Origin of the sequence: Thioalkalivibrio sp. ALE22, assembly GCF_000381445.1 — a bacterium.
In the GTDB taxonomy this organism is placed as follows: Bacteria; Pseudomonadota; Gammaproteobacteria; order Ectothiorhodospirales; family Ectothiorhodospiraceae; genus Thioalkalivibrio.
This window is the reverse complement of the sequence record NZ_KB906510.1, coordinates 64,831-81,654: the sequence shown is the minus strand read 5'-3', so window position 1 is coordinate 81,654 and position 16,824 is coordinate 64,831. Positions and strand designations below refer to the sequence as shown.

The following is a 16,824-nucleotide window of genomic DNA, read 5'->3' as shown; positions in this document are numbered from 1 at the left end:
CCCACCACAAGCACATGAAGAGCACCAACATGCTCGAGCGGCTGAACGAGGAGATCCGGCGCCGGACCCGGGTGGTCCGGATCTTCCCCAACACCCACAGCTGTCTACGTCTGGTGCGGGCCCTGGCCGTCGAAATCCACGAAGGCTGGCTGGAGGACAACCGCTACCTGAACATGGATCTGCTCAAAGAACACAAGAAGATCTTGCTCCGGCAGGCCGAGGCCGCCTGAGCCATACGGACCAACCGAACATGGCCGACTCATTTCTGCACAACTTGACGCACACAACCCGCAGTCGAAATGCGAACAGCGCCGCGCGGACCTCGTCGCCGGGGAATATAGAGAGTAAGGGGGTGACGGCCGGCTCCGCCGCCCGCCCTCCGGCGTGCTGGCCCCGCAGGGCGCCAATGGTCGAACCATCGTTCTCATATCTCGGGTTCGAATCCCGGAAACCTCGGGGGCCAGACGTGCAAAAGGGGCCACTTGGGCCCCTTCACAGGATTTGGCGGAGAGTGAGGATTACGCCCGGCTGCGCCGGTCGCCCTTCGGGCCGCCTTCGCTGCGCTGCGGCGTTCCGGTGTCGCTGCGCGCCACCGGTCGAACCATCGTTCTCATATCTCGGGTTCGAATCCCGGAAATCTCGGGGGCCAGACGTGCGAAAGGGGCCACTTGGGCCCCTTTGCGGTATTTGGCGGAGAGTGAGGGATTCGAACCCTCGATGGGCTTTTGACCCATACTCCCTTAGCAGGGGAGCGCCTTCGACCGCTCGGCCAACTCTCCGGAAACGCGGCACAGGATACGTTCTTGGGCGGCCAAATGAAAGGCCCGCAGGCGGTGATCCGCCTCCGGGCCCTGACATTGCCTGCCGAGGGTTCAGTCGTCGCGTGCGCCTGCGGCCACACCCCCGGCCCCGGTACTACCACCGCCACCGGAGTTCTCCCCGCCGCCGTCACCGCCGGCGACGTTCGATTCGCGCTGGATGCGCTGAAAGATCTCCTCGCGATGGACCGCGACGTCCTGGGGCGCGTTGATGCCGATGCGGACCTGATTGCCCTTGACCCCCAGGACGGTGACGGACACATCCTCGCCGATCATGAGGGTCTCGCCCACACGTCGAGTCAAAATGAGCATGCTCTTCTCCGCAGTGCCTGTGTCGGACGGAGTCGGTCGTCCGGTAACCGTTTTACGGTCTGTCATCCTTAACCGTCCTCCTGTTGACCGGCTGGGTCGTGTTCGAGTTCAAATGCATCGTGCAATGCACGTACCGCAAGTTCGAGATACTTCTCATCCACCACCACGGAGATCTTGATTTCCGAGGTGGAGATCATCCGGATGTTGATGGTTTCGCGCGACAGGGCCTCGAACATCTTGCTGGCGATGCCGGCGTGCGAGCGCATGCCGACGCCCACCACGGAGATCTTGACGATGTGGGTGTCGCCGGCGACCTCGCGGGCGTTGAGGTCCCTGGCCGCCGCCTGCAGGATCTCGAGGGCCTTGTCGTAGTCGTTGCGATGAACCGTAAAGGTGAAGTCGGTGGTCTGATCCGCGCCCACGTTCTGCACGATCATGTCCACCTCGATATTGGCCTCCGCGATCGGGCCGAGGATGCGATGCGCGACCCCCGGCTGATCGGGGACGCCCTGAATCGTCAGCTGGGCCTCGTTCTGATTGAACGCGATACCCGCAACCAGCGCCTGTTCCACCTGCGCATCCTCCTCCGTGGTAATCAGGGTCCCCGGTCCTTCCTCGAACGAGGACAGCACTCGTAACGGGACGTTGTACTTGCCGGCGAATTCCACCGCCCGGATCTGCAGCACCTTGGAACCGAGGCTTGCCATCTCCAGCATCTCCTCGAAGGTGATGCTGTGCAACCGGCGGGCATTCGGGACCAGGCGCGGATCGGTGGTGTAGACGCCGTCGACATCCGTGTAGATGCGGCACTCGTCGGCCTTGAGCGCCGCGGCCAGCGCGACTGCGGTGGTATCCGAGCCCCCCCGGCCCAGGGTGGTGATCGCACCGTGTTCGTCCACGCCCTGGAAACCGGCCACGACCACCACGCGCCCGGCGTCCAGGTCGCCCCGCACGCGGGCATCGTCGATGCTGCGGATGCGCGCCTTGTTATGCGCGCTGTCGGTGCGGATGGTCACCTGCGCGCCGGTGTAGGAGCGCGCGTCGCAGCCGCGCGCCTCCAGCGCCATCGCCAGCAGCGCGATGGTGACCTGCTCGCCGGTGGACAGCAGCACGTCCAGCTCGCGGCCATCCGCCCGCGGGTTCAGCGCGTGGGCGAGCCCCAGCAGACGATCGGTCTCGCCGCTCATCGCGGAGACCACGATCACCAGCTGGTGCCCTTCCTCGCGCAGTTTCAGGGCGCGTTCCGCGACCGCCTGGATGCGTTCGGGCGAGCCCACCGAGGTGCCGCCAAATTTGAGTACCAGCAACGCCATTTGAAGATTCCGTTCCGTGCCCGGCCCTTGCGGCCGTCCGGACAGGGCGCACCCCATCCATTAGCGTTTACTTAAAAGGCCACCATTAGACAACAAAATATCCGTCGTTGCGAGGCCCCGTCAGGGGCCGCGGCAACCGCCGTCCGAAGCCACCGGAACCACCCGCCTTCCAGCGCCGGGGCCACCGCCTGGAGATCGCCACCGCGCTGCGCACCTCGCGATGACGGGCGTGCTAGTGACGGAAACCGTCAGGCCCGTTCGCGCACCCAGTCGGCGACCGAGGCCAGCGCCGCATCCAGTTTGTCCGGGCTCTGGCCACCGGCCATCGCCATGTCCGGGCGGCCGCCGCCCTTGCCGTCCACCTGCGCGGCGACATGACCGACCAGGTCGCCGGCCTTGAACTGGCCGGTCTCGGCCTTGGTGACGCCCGCCACCAGGCTGACCTTGCCCTCGCCGGTGGCGGTACCCAGAACCACGACCGCCTTGCCAAGTTTCTGCTTGAGCTGGTCGACCATGTCGCGCAGGGCCTTGGGCTCCACGCCTTCGACCTTCGCGGCCAGCACCTGCACGCCGCCGACCTCCTGCGCCTGCGAGGCCAGATCGCTGCCGGCCTGGCTGGCCAGCTTGCCCTTGAGCTGTTCGATCTGCTTTTCCAGTTCGCGCGAGCGCTCCTGCAACTGGGCGACCTTGTCGGCCGCCTCGCCACGCCCGGCGCGCAGGCGATCGGCAATCGCATCCAGATACCCCAGCTGCTGGTCGACCCAGCGCAGCGCCACCTCGCCGGCCACCGCCTCGATACGGCGAATACCGGCCGCCACCCCGCCCTCGGAGGTGATGCGGAACAGGCCGATATCGCCGGTACGATCCACATGCGTGCCGCCGCACAGCTCCACGGAGGTGCCGATCTTCAGCACCCGCACCTGATCGCCGTACTTCTCGCCGAACAGCGCGACCGCGCCGGACTCCATCGCCGACTCGATGTCCATCACGCGGGTATCGGTGGCCTCGTTGGCCAGGATCTCGGCGTTCACCTGGGCCTCAATGCCACGCAGCTGCTCGTCGGTCAGCGGCTCCATGTGGGTGAAGTCGAAGCGCAGGCGCTCCGGGTCCACCAGCGAACCCTTCTGCTGGACGTGGTCACCCAACTGGTCGCGCAGGGCCTTGTGCAGCAGGTGGGTCGCCGAGTGATGGCGACGGATGTTCTCGCGGCGCGGGCCTTCCACCGCGGCCTGTAGCGCCTGGCCGACCTCCAGCGTGCCGGCGCGGACCTGGCCGACATGGATGTACGCCGCGCCCTGCTTGCGGGTATCAGCGACCTGGAAGCGCACCCCGGAGCCACTGAGCGTGCCAACATCGCCCACCTGGCCGCCGGACTCGCCGTAGAACGGCGTGCGGTCCAGTACCACCAGGCCCTCGGCGCCGACCTCGAGTCGTTCGACCGGCTCGCCGTTCTGGTACAGCGCGACCACGCGACCCTCGTCGTCGACGGTCTCGTAGCCGGAGAATGTGGTCTCGAGATCGACCTGCGGCAGGCCGCCGTCGTCCATGGCGAAGTGGCTGGCGGCGCGGGCCCGGGCACGCTGATCGGCCATCGCGGACTCGAAGCCCGCCATATCCAGCTCCAGGCCGCGCTCGCGGGCGATATCGCCGGTCAGGTCCACCGGGAAGCCGTAGGTGTCATACAGCAGGAAGATGGTCTCGCCCGGGATCACCGTGCCCTCGAGATCGCGCAGGTCGTCCTCGAGGATCTTCATGCCCTTGTCGAGCGTCTCCAGGAACTTGCGCTCTTCCTTCTCCAGCACCTTCTCGACCTGCGCCTGCGCCTCGGCCAGCTCCGGGAAGGCCTCGCCCATCGCGCGCACCAGGTCACCGACCATCTGGTAGAGGAAGGCGTCCTGCGCGCCCACCTTGAAGCCATGGCGCGCGGCGCGACGGATGATGCGCCGCAGCACGTAGCCACGCCCCTCGTTCGACGGCAGCACGCCGTCGGTAATCAGGAAGGCGATGGAACGGATGTGGTCGGCAATCACGCGCAGCGAGGCGGAATCGCTTTCCTTCGCCCCGGTCACACGTGCGGCGGCCGCGATCAGGTCCTGGAACAGGTCGATCTCGTAATTGGAGTGCACGCCCTGCAGCACGGCAGCCAGGCGCTCCAGGCCCATGCCGGTATCCACCGACGGGCGTGGCAGCGGGTTCAGCGTGCCGTCCGCGTCGCGGTCGTACTGCATGAACACCAGATTCCAGATCTCGATGTAGCGATCGCCGTCCTCGTCCGGGGAGCCGGGCGGGCCGCCCTCGACCTCGGGGCCGTGGTCGTAGAACACCTCGGTGCAGGGGCCGCAGGGGCCGGTATCGCCCATCTGCCAGAAGTTGTCGGAACCGCCATCGGGGTCGTCTCCAATGCGGATGATGCGCTCGGCCGGCACCCGGATCTCGTTCGCCCAGACGTTGTAGGCGTCGTCGTCGGTCTCGTAGACCGTGACCCACAGCTTCTCCGGCGGCAGGCCGATGGTCTCGGTCAGGAACTGCCAGGCGTAGTGGATCGCGTCGCGCTTGAAGTAGTCGCCGAAGCTGAAGTTGCCCAGCATCTCGAAGAACGTGTGGTGGCGCGCGGTATAGCCGACGTTCTCGAGGTCGTTGTGCTTGCCGCCCGCGCGCACGCAGCGCTGCGTGGACACCGCCCGGGTATACGGACGCTTCTCGCGCCCGAGGAACACATCCTTGAACTGCACCATGCCCGCGTTGGTAAACAGCAACGTGGGGTCATTGCCCGGTACCAGCGGGCTGGACGGCACGATCGTATGGCCATGCCCTTCAAAGAATTCGAGGAAACTCCGGCGAATGTCGGCGCTTTTCATGCGGTTCCGGTGAGCGTTGGGGTCAAACCCGGAATGCTATCACGCAAGCGCCCCAGCCGCGTATTGCCGGGCCCGCCTTCGGGCCATGTTGCCCCTCATTGCGAGGCCCCGAAGGGACCGTGGCAATCGTCGGTGGGTCACTCGACGCCTGGATCAGGTGGCCGTGGATGCAGATTGCTTCGTCGCGTTGCGCCTCGCAATGACGTCGTCTTTGTCCCGTCATTGCGAGCGTAGCGAAGCAATCGCTTTACGGAACCCCCCGATCCCGATTCCGGCCAGGCCTGGCCGAGTGCCACGCCCTCTTCGCCGCCTCGCAATGACGCACCATGATCGCCGTCATTGCGAGGCGCGCGGCCACGAAGCGATCGGCAAGGACCTCCCCAGTCGCGTTCAACCCACGATGTCGTCGAACAGATCCCGCCACCCGGGGTTCACCTGCTCGATCAGCGCAACCTTCCTGCGCCGCGGGCCCGCCTTCAGCTGCTTTTCGCGCTCAATCGCGGATTCCATCTCCACGCATTGCTCGAACCATACGAGCCGATGCAGACCGTAGCGGCTGGTGAACCCGGATACCTCTCCCGAGCGATGCTGCCAGACCCGCTGCACCAGGTTGCTGGTCACACCCACGTAGAGGGTCCCGTCACGACGGTTGCTCATCATGTAGACACAGGGCTGTTTCATCGCTCCCTCCCTGGGCGACTGCACATTGGTACTCAGCGGCCGAGAATCCTTTCGGCCATTCACCACCGAGACACTAGCGTGCCCCCAACACAAGGACGTCATTGCGAGGCCCCGAAAGGGCCGTGGCAATAGCTGGTGGGTCACTCGGCGTCTGGGTCGGGTGGCTCTGGACACAGATTGCTTCGTCGCGGGGCTCCTCGCAATGACGGGGTGAGAAATACGTCATTGCGAGGCCCCCAAAGGGTCCGTGGCAATCGGCTGGGTCCGGCCAGACCCCGGATCTGGTGGTTCTCTCGGGGATTGCTTCGTCGCTTCGCTCCTCGCAATGACGTTCCTCCAAACCCGTCATTGCGAGGAGCGAAGCGACGAAGCAATCGGTCAGGAGATACCAGCGTCGTCTTTCCAGGCGGCGAGGGCCTGGTGGGCGACGCCGCCGGGGTAGCCGCGCCCCGCCAGGTGGCGGAGCATGCGGGCCTCGTCCTCACGGGTCTCGGGGGGGTGGCGGAAGTGGCGTTCGAGCTGGCCGCGCGCCTGGTCGACCCAGTCGATCTCCAGAGCCTCGAGGGCGGCGTTGACGGTATCGTTGCCGATGCCGTTGTGAGCGAGCTCGGCGCGGATGCGTTGCTCGCCGTAGCCCTGCTCGGTGCGGTGGCGGGCCATGAAGTCCGCGTAACGGGTGTCGCTCAGGTAGTCGAGTTCGCGCGCGCGCTCCAGCGCGGCGTCGACCGCATCCCGTTCGAAGCCGCGCTCGGCCAGCTTGCGAGAAAGCTCCAGCGCGGAATGTTCACGCCGCACCAGCAACCGGAGGCCCGCCTCCAGCGCGGCCTCCGGGTCGGCCGGGTCAGCCTTGCTCCTCGACCGGGGCATCGACCGGCGCGTCCTCCGCCGCGGCCTTGTTGCGCTTCGGCAGCAGGCGGTCGCGCAGGGTCTTTTCGACTTCCTCGGCGATGTGCGGGTTGTCCTTCAGGTACTGGCGGGCGTTCTCCTTGCCCTGGCCGATACGCTCGCCGTTGTAGCTGTACCAGGCACCCGCCTTGTCGATCAGGCCTTCCTTCACGCCCATCTCGATGATCTCGCCGACCCGCGAGATACCCTCGCCATAGAGGATCTCGAAGTAGGCCTCCTTGAACGGGGGCGCCATCTTGTTCTTCACGACCTTCACGCGGGTCTCGTTGCCGATCACCTCGTCGCCCTTCTTGATCGCGCCGATCCGGCGGATGTCCATGCGCACGGAGGAATAGAACTTGAGCGCGTTGCCACCGGTGGTGGTCTCGGGGCTGCCGAACATCACGCCGATCTTCATGCGGATCTGGTTGATGAAGATGACCAGCGTGTTGGAGCGCTTGATGTTGGCGGTCAGCTTGCGCAGCGCCTGCGACATCAGCCGAGCCTGCAGGCCGACGTGGGAATCGCCCATCTCGCCCTCGATCTCCGCCTTGGGCGTGAGCGCGGCCACCGAGTCGACGATCACCACGTCCACCGCACCGGAGCGCACCAGCATGTCGGCGATCTCCAGCGCCTGCTCGCCGGTATCCGGCTGCGAGACCAGCAGGTCGTCCACGTTCACGCCCAGCTTCTCGGCGTAGGTCGGGTCCAGCGCATGCTCGGCATCCACGAACGCGGCGGTACCGCCCACCTTCTGCGCCTCGGCCACCACCTGCAGGGTCAGGGTCGTCTTGCCCGAGGACTCCGGGCCATAGATCTCGACCACGCGCCCGCGCGGCACGCCGCCAATCCCGAGCGCGATATCCAGCGCCAGGGAGCCCGTGGAGATGGCCGGCACATCCACCGCCTGCTGATCGCCCATGCGCATCACCGCGCCCTTGCCGAATTGGCGTTCGATCTGCCCCAGTGCGGCGGTCAGGGCCTTCTTGCGATTCTCGTCCACGGTTTGCCTCCCGATACTTGCAGCGATGATTTCCGATCCGTTGCGGGGCGGATACGGGGCCGCAGTATCCCACAGGGCGGGGAACGACCCAACCCGGGATCCTGCGCGGATCAATGCCGGGCACGAAACCCGCCCCGAGCGGCGTCAGGCCGCCTCGTGGGCGAGCAGTTCGCTCAGGGCGTGGAGCATTGACTGCAGACGAACGGCGTGGCGTTCGCCGGGGAAATGGCGGGTCGCGACGCGCACCTCCTGGCCGCGCGTCTGCCAGCCGAAGCAGACCGTACCGACCGGCTTGTCCGCGGTCCCGCCACCGGGCCCGGCGATCCCGGTGACCGAGAGCGCATGATCCGCGTCGCAGCGGGCCAGCGCGCCTTCGACCATCGCGCGGGCCACCGCCTCGCTGACGGCGCCGTGTTCCGCGATCAGTTCGGCCGGGACCCCGACCATCGCCGTCTTGGCCGCGTTGGAGTACGCCACCCAGCCGCATTCGAACCATTGCGAGCTGCCCGGAACATCGGTCATCGCCTGGGCGATGCCGCCACCGGTGCAGGATTCCACGGTGCATAGACGCTCGCCCCGTGCCATCAGGCGCTCGCCCAGGTCGTACACCAGCGCGGAGAGGCCGGGGGCGTCGGTTTCCCCCGAAGTCAGGATCGTGCTGCTGGATGCGGCGGTCATGGCGCGATCATCCCTCCGTATCGAAGGCGACCGCAACCCGCCAGCCGCCGCCATCGGCTGGATCGACGGCGTCGCAGCGCACCACGCGGCCGTGGCGTTCCAGCCCCGCCAGGCGGCCATCGGGACTTGGCACCACCACGCTGACATCGACCCCCGGGTCGGTCTCGCGCTGGACCACGAACGCACAGCCCGTCGCCGACAGGTCCTCCAGCCGCACCGCGACCGACTCGCCGCTGGAGCGCCAGGTCATGCGCGCCTCGCCCTGCACCTGCATCCGCCGGTGATTGCGCCGATCCTCTTCCCCGATCATGTTCGCCCCTCCCTGACGTGGCGTCCGCCGCACGGCCTCGAGTTTGGCACAACATGCCAGGCCAGACCCACCTGCCATGTGGCGCGCTGCATCCGTATACTGCGCGTTTGCCCGGATCGAGCGCAGCCGAACCGATGAGCACCGCCGAACCCCTTTCCGCCCATACCCCGATGATGCAGCAGTACCTCGGCATCAAGGCCGAGTACCCGGACACGCTGCTGCTCTATCGCATGGGCGATTTCTACGAGCTGTTCTACGACGATGCCGAGCGCGCGGCCTCGCTGCTCGACATCACCCTGACCCGGCGCGGCGAGTCCGCCGGGCAGCCGATCCCCATGGCCGGGATCCCGGTGCACACCCTGGAGAGCTATCTCTCGCGCCTGCTGAAGCTGGGCGAGAGCGTGGCCATCTGCGAGCAGACCGGCGCGGTAGGCGCGCAGAAGGGCCCGGTCAAGCGCGAGGTGGTGCGCATCGTCACCCCCGGCACGGTTACCGAAGAGGCCCTGCTGGAGGCCCGCAGCATCAACCGGCTGGTTGCCGTCTGCCCCGCCGGCTCGGCCGCGATCAAGGGCCGCAAGGAGGGCTACGGGATCGCCAGTCTGGAGTTCGCCAGCGGCCAGTTCCGCCTGCTGGAGGTGCGCGACGCGACCGAACTGGCCGCCGAGCTGGCGCGTCTGGACCCGGTGGAATGCCTGATCCCCGATCAGGCCGCGCCGATCCCCGGGATCGACGGATTCGCGCCACAACGCCACGCGGACTGGCACTTCGACGGCGTCTCCGCGCGGCGCGTGCTCACCACGCACTTCGGCACCCGCGACCTCTCCGGCTTCGGCTGCGACGGCCTCGACCTCGGCATCGCCGCCGCCGGCGCCCTGCTCGCCTACGTGCAGAACCGCTATCGCGGCGATCTCGCCCACATCACCGGTCTGGCGCACGAACTGCGCAGCCAGATGCTGGTGCTCGACCCGGCCACCCGCCGCAACCTGGAACTGACCCGGACGCTCGGCGGCGAACGCCAGGGATCGCTGCTGGCCCTGCTGGACACCACCCGCTCGGCGATGGGTTCGCGCCGGCTGCTGCAGTGGCTGCACCAGCCGCTGCGCGACCGTGCCGTCATCCGCGAGCGCCAGACCGCCATCACCGCGCTGCTGGAGGCCGGCGCCACCACGCCCCTGCGCGAGGCCCTGGCCGGTAGTGCGGATGTCGAACGCATCCTGTCGCGCATCGTCCTCGGCAGCGCGCGCCCACGCGACCTGACCGCCCTGCTCGCGAGCCTCGAACGCCTGCCGCCGCTGCACCAGGCTCTGACGCCCGTGGCCGGGAACAGCGACGCCCTGCAGGCCCTGCATCAGGCCCTGGCCCCGGAGGCCGACCTGAGCACCACTCTGGCCGCCGCGCTGGTCGAGGAGCCCCCGCTGCGCGTCACCGACGGGGGCATGATCCGGCCAGGCTTCGATGCCGAGCTGGACCGCCTGCGCGCACTGGAGCACGACGCCGACTCGTTCCTGCGCGAGATCGAGGCACGCGAGCGCGAGGCCACCGGCATCCCCACCCTGAAGGTCGCGTACAACCGCGTGCACGGTTACTACATCGAGGTCTCGCGCACGCGCTCGGCGGAGCTGCCCGGACGCTTCATGCGCCGCCAGACCCTGAAGAACGCCGAGCGCTACACCACCGAGGAACTCAAGCGCTTCGAGGACGAGATCCTCTCCGCCCGCGAGCAGGCGATGGCCCGCGAGCGCGCCCTGTTCGACGGCCTGATCACCGAGCTTCAGGGCCGCGCCCCGCGCCTGCGCGCCATCGCCGACGCCCTCGCCGAACTGGACGCCCTCGCCTGCCTGGCCGAGCGCGCCCAGCGCCTGGACTGGCACTGCCCGGAACTGGTGGAGAATCCCGGCATCCGCATCGAGCAGGGGCGCCACCCGGTGGTGGAGGCCGGTCTGGACGCGCCGTTTGTCGCCAACGACACCGAACTGGACCCCGAAGAGCGCCGCCTGCTGGTGATCACCGGGCCCAACATGGGCGGCAAGTCCACCTACATGCGCCAGACGGCCCTGATCGTGCTGCTGGCCTGCATGGGCAGCTTCGTGCCGGCCGCGCGGGCGCAGATCGGGCCGGTGGACCGCATCTTCACCCGCATCGGGGCCTCCGACGACCTGACCTCCGGGCGCTCCACCTTCATGGTGGAGATGACCGAAGCCGCGAATATCCTGCACAACGCCGGTCCCGAAAGCCTGGTGCTGATGGACGAGATCGGGCGCGGCACCAGCACCTTCGACGGGCTGGCGCTCGCGCTGGCCTGCGCCGAACGCCTGGCGCGCCACAACCGCGCGCTGACCCTGTTCGCCACGCATTACTTCGAGCTGACCGCACTGGCCGAACGCGAAGCGGCCGTGGCCAACGTGCACACCGACGCCATGGAGCACGAACACAGCATCGTGTTCCTGCACCAGGTCCGCGAGGGGCCGGCCAACCAGAGCTACGGGTTGCAGGTCGCGCAACTGGCCGGGGTACCGGCCGACGTGCTGAAACTCGCCCGCACCCACCTGCGCGAGCTGGAGGACCGCGCCGCGGCCGCCGACTCGCCCCAGCTCGGCCTGTTCACCGCGCCGCCCGGGCCAGCGGCCGCCGAGCCGGAGCCCGAGGCGCGCCCCGCGCCGGCCCCGGAAGAACGCGCCCTGAAGGCCCTGTTCGACACCCTGGACCCGGACGAGATGTCCCCGCGCGAGGCCCTGGACGCGCTCTACCGGATGAAGGACGCCCTGCGCAACCCGGATTGACGCGCTCGTTGTGCGGTCCTGAAGGGGCCGTGGCAACCACTTTCGGAACCATCGGAATTCACCGAGGGACCCCGCGCCGGGGGTCCACCGAGAGATCGCCACGTCGCTTCGCTCCTCGCGATGACGGAGAAGGGGATGGCCGCTCCTGGCAATGATGGATTAAGGGGAGGGTTGCGCCCTGCGATGAGGGGTTGAGGAGTGACCACTCCTTGCGGTGACGAGATGGTTTCCCTGTCATTGCGAGGTCCCGGAAGGGCCGCGGCAATCGGTCCGCCGCTGGCGCGAAGCCCCCGAATGTGGCCAGGGTTCGCCCGGGATTCCCGACAGCCGCGGGGGAGGCGTTACAATGCGGCGAAATCCTGCCGGCTGTCGGTGCCACGGCCGGTTCACGCTCGGCCAGGGCGGTCAGCGGAAACGACCGGTCACAAGACTGAACAAAAAGGGAGAAACACCATGACGTTCGTCGTTATCGATAACTGCATCAAGTGCAAGTACACCGACTGCGTCGAGGTCTGCCCCGTCGACTGCTTCCACGAAGGCCCGAACTTCCTGGCCATCGATCCGGACGAGTGCATCGACTGCACCCTGTGCGAACCGGAGTGTCCGGCCGAAGCCATACTGCCGGAGGACGACGTACCAGAGGACCAGAGGCATTTCATCGAGCTGAATGCCGAGCTCGCGCGCACCTGGCCGGTGATCACCGCGCGCAAGGACCCGCCGGAAGACGCCGAGGAATGGGACGGCGTCGAGAACAAGCTGCAGTACCTCGAACGCTAGCCTCGAGCGCCCGCCCCGCTCGCGAGCCCCGGACGCGGGCCCGGGGCTCGTATTGGGAAGCCACTGCCGCTGCAGCTACCGTTCATTTCCCTTCTACGGTGGCACTAACACGGCCGAACACGCCCCCTGCATGATCCGCCTCGCGCGCGCTGCTCCTCGCTGAGCTGACCCTGCGCGCCGCGCGGCCGTCGGGGTGCCAGCTGGCTGGCGTATCGGGGGCACCCGACACCGGGCCATCACCTCGCCCCCCCTGCCCGATGCAGGACCTCCGCATGACCGCGGGCCGACCGCCCCCGCGGACCTGTCTCGCCTGGTAGCCACCTCGTTCCATCCGGTTTTTCCCCGCGATTTCCGCAAGTTGCAACTGGTTTTACGAAAAGCCGCGCACGAACTGTTTCAACGGCGGTACATCCGCAACCCCGATCCTGACGGTTCATCACAACCATCCCACTGTTTTCACGATCTATTCCGGTTTTGGCGCGACTCCTGCTATCGGGTTTGGTCGTGGCACCCATGGCGCAAAGGGCCGGGTCGCCACGCTGCCCTCGGGCGCAGTCCAACCAGCCAACAGGAGAATCATGATGAACTTCAAGAAAACGCTTATTGCTTCAGCGATCGCACTTGCCTTCGGCCTGAGTTCCGGTCTGGCACTGGCCAATCCGACCAACACGGCGGAAGGCGAGGTCGGCGATCAGACCGCTACCGCCTCCTCGACCGCCGACAATGGCGGCGCATCCGCGAACGAGAACTCGCTGGCGGTGGCGATCAATGACTCCGATCTGTCCGACAGCTCCGACAACAGCACCAGTGTGGCCGACTCCGGGAACACCACGGTCTCGGATTCGGGCAATGACAGCTCCGACAACAGTCTGAACATCGCCGACTCCGGCAACGACAGTTCGGACAACAGCACGAATGTGGCGGACTCCGGCAACACGACGGTCTCCGACTCCGGCAATGACAGTTCCGACAACAGCCTGAACATCGCCGACTCGGGCAACGACAGCTCGGATAACAGCCTGAACATCTCCGACTCGGGCAACGACAACTCGGACAACAGCCTGAACATCGCCGACTCGGGCAATGACAACTCGGATAACAGCCTGAACATCGCCGACTCGGGCAATGACAGCTCCGATAACAGCCTGAACATCTCCGATTCGGGCAACGACAGCTCCGACAACAGCTCGGCCAATGCCGACGACAACAGTGCCGCGGCCAACAACGGCTCCACTGCCAGCGTGACCCGCGATCAGAGCGACAACTCGGACAACAGCCTGGCGGTCATGGATTCCGGCAACAACACCGCCACCGACAGCTTCAACACCATGCTGCAGGTCAACGCGGTGGTGAGCCAGAACGAGCTGTCCGGCACGGTCACCGGGAACTATGTGGACATCGCCGAGGGTGCGCGCAACATCGCCCGCAACTCGATCGGTTCCGATTCCTTCGTGGCCCCCGCCGGCATCACCCAGGTCTCGCAGAACAGCGGGGCCAACAGCCTGACGCAACAGCAGGTATCGGTGCAGGCACACCTCAATCTGGGCAACTAGTCCGTGCCACGCGGCGGGTCCGAGACCCGTCGCGTCACGGCCCTGCACTGGAGAATCCGGTCATGCGCCTCCATCCGAGATATTCGCAATCCTTGTTCACCCGATCCTTGTTCGCCGCGATGCTGGGCACGCTGCTCCTGGCGGCCGGTTCCGCCAGCGCGGCCGACCCTCGCGACAGTCAAACAAACCTCGCCGCATCCGGCACGCTGGACCTTCAGGGCCTGACGTCGGTGGATGCCGACACCCTCAACCAGCAACGGGCGCGCCAGGGGGTCAGCAACATCCAGCTGGGCCAGGTCCACTCCCAGATCGCCCTGCATGACAACGTCGTTATGGGCGGCCATGGCGGCACCAACCTGATCGCGCCGGGCGCCTTCGACAATGCCCGCGGGTTTTCCACCGTCATCCAGAACACCGGCCATAACGTGGCCATCCAGGAATCCATGATCGTGAACGTCACGATCCATCCGTGAACATGCGGCACCACCACCTTCTGCTTGCGCCGGGGATCCTGGTGCTTGCCCTGCTGGCACCCCAGGCGCTGCAGGCCCAGGCGGGCGGGGCGCAGGTTCCCGGGATGATTGGCAGCATGAACGTCCCGGTCGAGAGCATGAAGGCCCTGCGCTTTCGCTCGGTGGTCCCGCAGCAATACGACTTCAGCTGCGGCTCCGCCGCACTGGCCACCCTGCTCAGTTACCACTACGACCGGCCCACGGTGGAAACCACCACCTTTGACGGCATGTTCCGCCGCGGTGACCAGGACCTGATCCGGGCCCAGGGCTTTTCGCTGCTGGACATGAAGAACTACCTCGGGGCGGAGGCCGGCCTGGCGGCGGACGGCTTCCGGATCGGCCTGGACGACCTGGAGGGGCTGGGCGTGCCCGCCATCGCGATGATCGAGACGCGCGGCTATCGGCACTTTGTGGTCATCAAGGGCCTGCGCGAGGGCGAGGTCCTGGTCGGGGACCCGGCCCTGGGATTGAAGAGCTACCGCCGACCCGAGTTCGAGGCGGCCTGGGTAAACGACATCCTGTTCATCATCCGCGAAGAGGTCGAGCGCGCCCGCGCGAACTTCAACGCCCCCCAGACGTGGGCCGCCATCACCCGCGCACCCGTCGAGGACGGCGTGGTGCGCCGCGACCTGGCCAGTTTCACCCTGAATCTGCCACGGGCCCGGGAATGGTAACGCCCATGATCCCCATATCCCCGCAGCGATCCGATGCCTCGCCCCCCCGAGGGCCGCGGACCGGTTCGACGCTTGCCCGCCTGGCGCTTTGCATCCTCGCCGTCGGCCTGCCCGTCGCGGCCCAGGCACTGGAAACGCTTCCCGGCACGGGTGACCCGCGGGTGGTCGCCGATGCGGTGCTGGCCGAGCAGCGCGGTGGCTTCTTCGGCCGCGACGGGCTGCAGATCGCGATCGGCCTGGAACAGATCACGGCCCTGAATGGCGAGATCCTGCACCAGACCACGCTGCATCCACTGGGAACCCTTGGCGCCGCGACGAGCCACCCCTCCGCCGGTCGCATCACGATTCTCAACGCGACGGCGGGCCTCCCGGCACAGACGTTCGTCTCGGAAACGGCCAGCGGCCAGGGCTGGGTCACGACCATCCAGAACCAACTGGACGGTCAGGCGATCCAGCACCAGACAATCCTGCAACTGGAGCTGCGCAACCTGCAGATGCCGCGCAGCGACCTTGGCCGGGCCCTGGAGCAGCAGCTAACCGACGGCGGTCGCGGCTGGTAGCCCCGCCGCCGTCGTTCGCGGCAGCGATCTCAGAAACGCATCGGCACCCGCACGGTCATCTGCACATCGGGCGCGGACTCGGTCACCCCCACCCCCAGCGAGAAATTCAGGCTGGTGCGTTCAGTCAGGCGATGCGACACCCCCCACAGCAGCGTCCCCACCTGGCGCCGACCGAACACGGGCTCCAGCCCGGGATCGTTCTCCACGCGGGTCCGAAACACCACGCTGTGGTCATAACCCAGGCTCATCGAGGTACGGTCATTCAGGCTGATGGCCATGCCGAGGCTGGCGCCGAAGGCGTCCCCCGGATCCACCGTGCCGTAGTCCGGACCCACATCCCGCTCGACATTCCACAGATAGCTGACGTTCGCGAACAGTACGGCGGGATCGGTCGGGTAGATCATGGTCACGCTGGGCTGCACGGCCCAGAAGCCGGATCCGGTGGGCTGTTCCAGGAAGATCTCGCCGAGCCGGTTCCCGTCCTCGTCCACGATCCGGCGTCGATCCACCGAGAACGGGTCCGTCCCGGTGCGGCTCTTTGCCTTCAGATTGCCGATAAAGAAAGGGCGCCCGCGATCGGCGGTGTTGAACTGGTAGGACAGCCCGAACTCGACATCCCCCAGGCCGCTGCCGGTGGACCCGGTCACCCGCTCCAGTTCCGTTCCTTCCAGGATGTCGCGCCGGCGCACCTGCTGTTCGCGGTAGACCCAGGGAATCTTGAGCCCGACCTCGAGCCGGTCGGTGAGCCCGTACCGCAATGCCACCGCGGCCGTCAGCGTGTCCCGTTCCGTCTCGCTGACATCGATCAGCCCGATCGCCAGGGCCGGGATGATGGTGAAGCCCTCGATCGAGACATCCAGCGCGCTGCTGTGCACATAGGCGAGCGAAGGCTCGATCACCCATTGCCCCTGCGGCGTAAGCATGCCGCGCTCCTCGAAGACCGTAACCTGCGGGCCCTGGTCCCGTGGCGCGTCCCCGACCGCCTCGCGGGGCTCCTGCGCGGCGACCGTGGCCGACAACCCCAGAAACAGCGGGACCAGCCCCGCCCCCCACCTCCCGACCCGGATCTTGTTCACGTGCGTTCTCCATGCCCCCTCGGGGCCGTGCAAA

The 16,824-nt window shown here is 67.2% G+C and carries 16 protein-coding genes and 1 tRNA gene; 7 read left to right on the top strand and 10 right to left on the bottom strand.

The genetic code is table 11. The features are described from left to right. Positions 1 to 230 (top strand): transposase (locus F793_RS13410; protein WP_026280900.1); only part of this gene is annotated, 230 nt, incomplete at its 5' end. 458 nt (positions 231 to 688) lie between these two features. Here F793_RS13410 and F793_RS0111410 read toward each other — a convergent pair. The 9 genes from F793_RS0111410 to F793_RS0111370 all read right to left on the bottom strand — a co-directional run bounded on the left by F793_RS0111410 (position 689) and on the right by F793_RS0111370 (position 8,858). Next, a tRNA-Ser gene (locus tag F793_RS0111410) sits at positions 689 to 779 on the bottom strand. A gap of 93 nt (positions 780 to 872) precedes the next feature. Next, positions 873 to 1,130 carry a carbon storage regulator CsrA gene (csrA, locus tag F793_RS0111405; RefSeq protein ID WP_026279180.1) on the bottom strand — a complete coding sequence of 86 codons (258 nt, stop codon included), beginning with the start codon at positions 1,128 to 1,130 and terminating at the stop codon, positions 873 to 875. 68 nt (positions 1,131 to 1,198) lie between these two features. Beyond that, positions 1,199 to 2,443, bottom strand: a complete 1,245-nt coding sequence (locus F793_RS0111400) for an aspartate kinase (protein ID WP_018866033.1) — start codon at positions 2,441 to 2,443, stop codon at positions 1,199 to 1,201. A gap of 248 nt (positions 2,444 to 2,691) precedes the next feature. After that, a complete protein-coding gene (gene alaS / locus F793_RS0111395; protein ID WP_018882662.1) occupies positions 2,692 to 5,301 on the bottom strand; it encodes an alanine--tRNA ligase in 2,610 nt (869 codons plus the stop codon). A gap of 390 nt (positions 5,302 to 5,691) precedes the next feature. Further along, positions 5,692 to 5,982, bottom strand: a complete 291-nt coding sequence (locus F793_RS0111390) for a GIY-YIG nuclease family protein (protein WP_018138519.1) — start codon at positions 5,980 to 5,982, stop codon at positions 5,692 to 5,694. Positions 5,983 to 6,360: 378 nt separating this feature from the next. After that, positions 6,361 to 6,849 carry a regulatory protein RecX gene (locus F793_RS0111385; protein ID WP_026280901.1) on the bottom strand — a complete coding sequence of 163 codons (489 nt, stop codon included), beginning with the start codon at positions 6,847 to 6,849 and terminating at the stop codon, positions 6,361 to 6,363. Further along, positions 6,824 to 7,870 (bottom strand): recombinase RecA, encoded by a 1,047-nt coding sequence (gene recA / locus F793_RS0111380; protein ID WP_018876294.1) that lies wholly within the window; start codon positions 7,868 to 7,870, stop codon positions 6,824 to 6,826. The genes F793_RS0111385 and recA overlap by 26 nt, the downstream gene beginning before the upstream one ends. 144 nt (positions 7,871 to 8,014) lie before the next feature. Beyond that, positions 8,015 to 8,548, bottom strand: a complete 534-nt coding sequence (locus tag F793_RS0111375; protein ID WP_018877670.1) for a CinA family protein — start codon at positions 8,546 to 8,548, stop codon at positions 8,015 to 8,017. Between the two features lie 7 nt (positions 8,549 to 8,555). Continuing rightward, positions 8,556 to 8,858 carry a PilZ domain-containing protein gene (locus F793_RS0111370; protein WP_018877671.1) on the bottom strand — a complete coding sequence of 101 codons (303 nt, stop codon included), beginning with the start codon at positions 8,856 to 8,858 and terminating at the stop codon, positions 8,556 to 8,558. 134 nt (positions 8,859 to 8,992) lie between these two features. Between F793_RS0111370 and mutS the strand changes: the two genes are divergently transcribed. The 6 genes from mutS to F793_RS0111340 all read left to right on the top strand — a co-directional run bounded on the left by mutS (position 8,993) and on the right by F793_RS0111340 (position 15,714). Next, positions 8,993 to 11,638 carry a DNA mismatch repair protein MutS gene (gene mutS / locus F793_RS0111365; protein WP_018882664.1) on the top strand — a complete coding sequence of 882 codons (2,646 nt, stop codon included), beginning with the start codon at positions 8,993 to 8,995 and terminating at the stop codon, positions 11,636 to 11,638. 453 nt (positions 11,639 to 12,091) lie between these two features. Continuing rightward, the gene (gene fdxA, locus F793_RS0111360) at positions 12,092 to 12,415 is read left to right on the top strand and encodes a ferredoxin FdxA (protein WP_018882665.1); all 324 of its coding nucleotides are present in this window, start codon (positions 12,092 to 12,094) and stop codon (positions 12,413 to 12,415) included. 581 nt (positions 12,416 to 12,996) lie between these two features. Then, the gene (locus F793_RS0111355; RefSeq protein WP_018876290.1) at positions 12,997 to 13,968 is read left to right on the top strand and encodes a hypothetical protein; all 972 of its coding nucleotides are present in this window, start codon (positions 12,997 to 12,999) and stop codon (positions 13,966 to 13,968) included. Between the two features lie 119 nt (positions 13,969 to 14,087). Further along, entirely contained in the window at positions 14,088 to 14,441 is a 354-nt protein-coding gene (locus F793_RS0111350; RefSeq protein WP_018866024.1) for a hypothetical protein, read from the top strand. Next, positions 14,438 to 15,154, top strand: coding sequence for a C39 family peptidase (locus F793_RS0111345; RefSeq protein WP_018877672.1), 717 nt, complete (start codon positions 14,438 to 14,440; stop codon positions 15,152 to 15,154). The genes F793_RS0111350 and F793_RS0111345 overlap by 4 nt, the downstream gene beginning before the upstream one ends. A gap of 80 nt (positions 15,155 to 15,234) precedes the next feature. Beyond that, the gene (locus F793_RS0111340) at positions 15,235 to 15,714 is read left to right on the top strand and encodes a hypothetical protein (protein WP_038037177.1); all 480 of its coding nucleotides are present in this window, start codon (positions 15,235 to 15,237) and stop codon (positions 15,712 to 15,714) included. A 29-nt stretch (positions 15,715 to 15,743) separates the two neighbouring features. Here F793_RS0111340 and F793_RS0111335 read toward each other — a convergent pair whose 3' ends face one another. Then, on the bottom strand, positions 15,744 to 16,790 hold the full coding sequence (locus F793_RS0111335; protein ID WP_018882667.1) for a transporter: 1,047 nt from the start codon (positions 16,788 to 16,790) through the stop codon (positions 15,744 to 15,746). Positions 16,791 to 16,824: the final 34 nt, after the last annotated feature.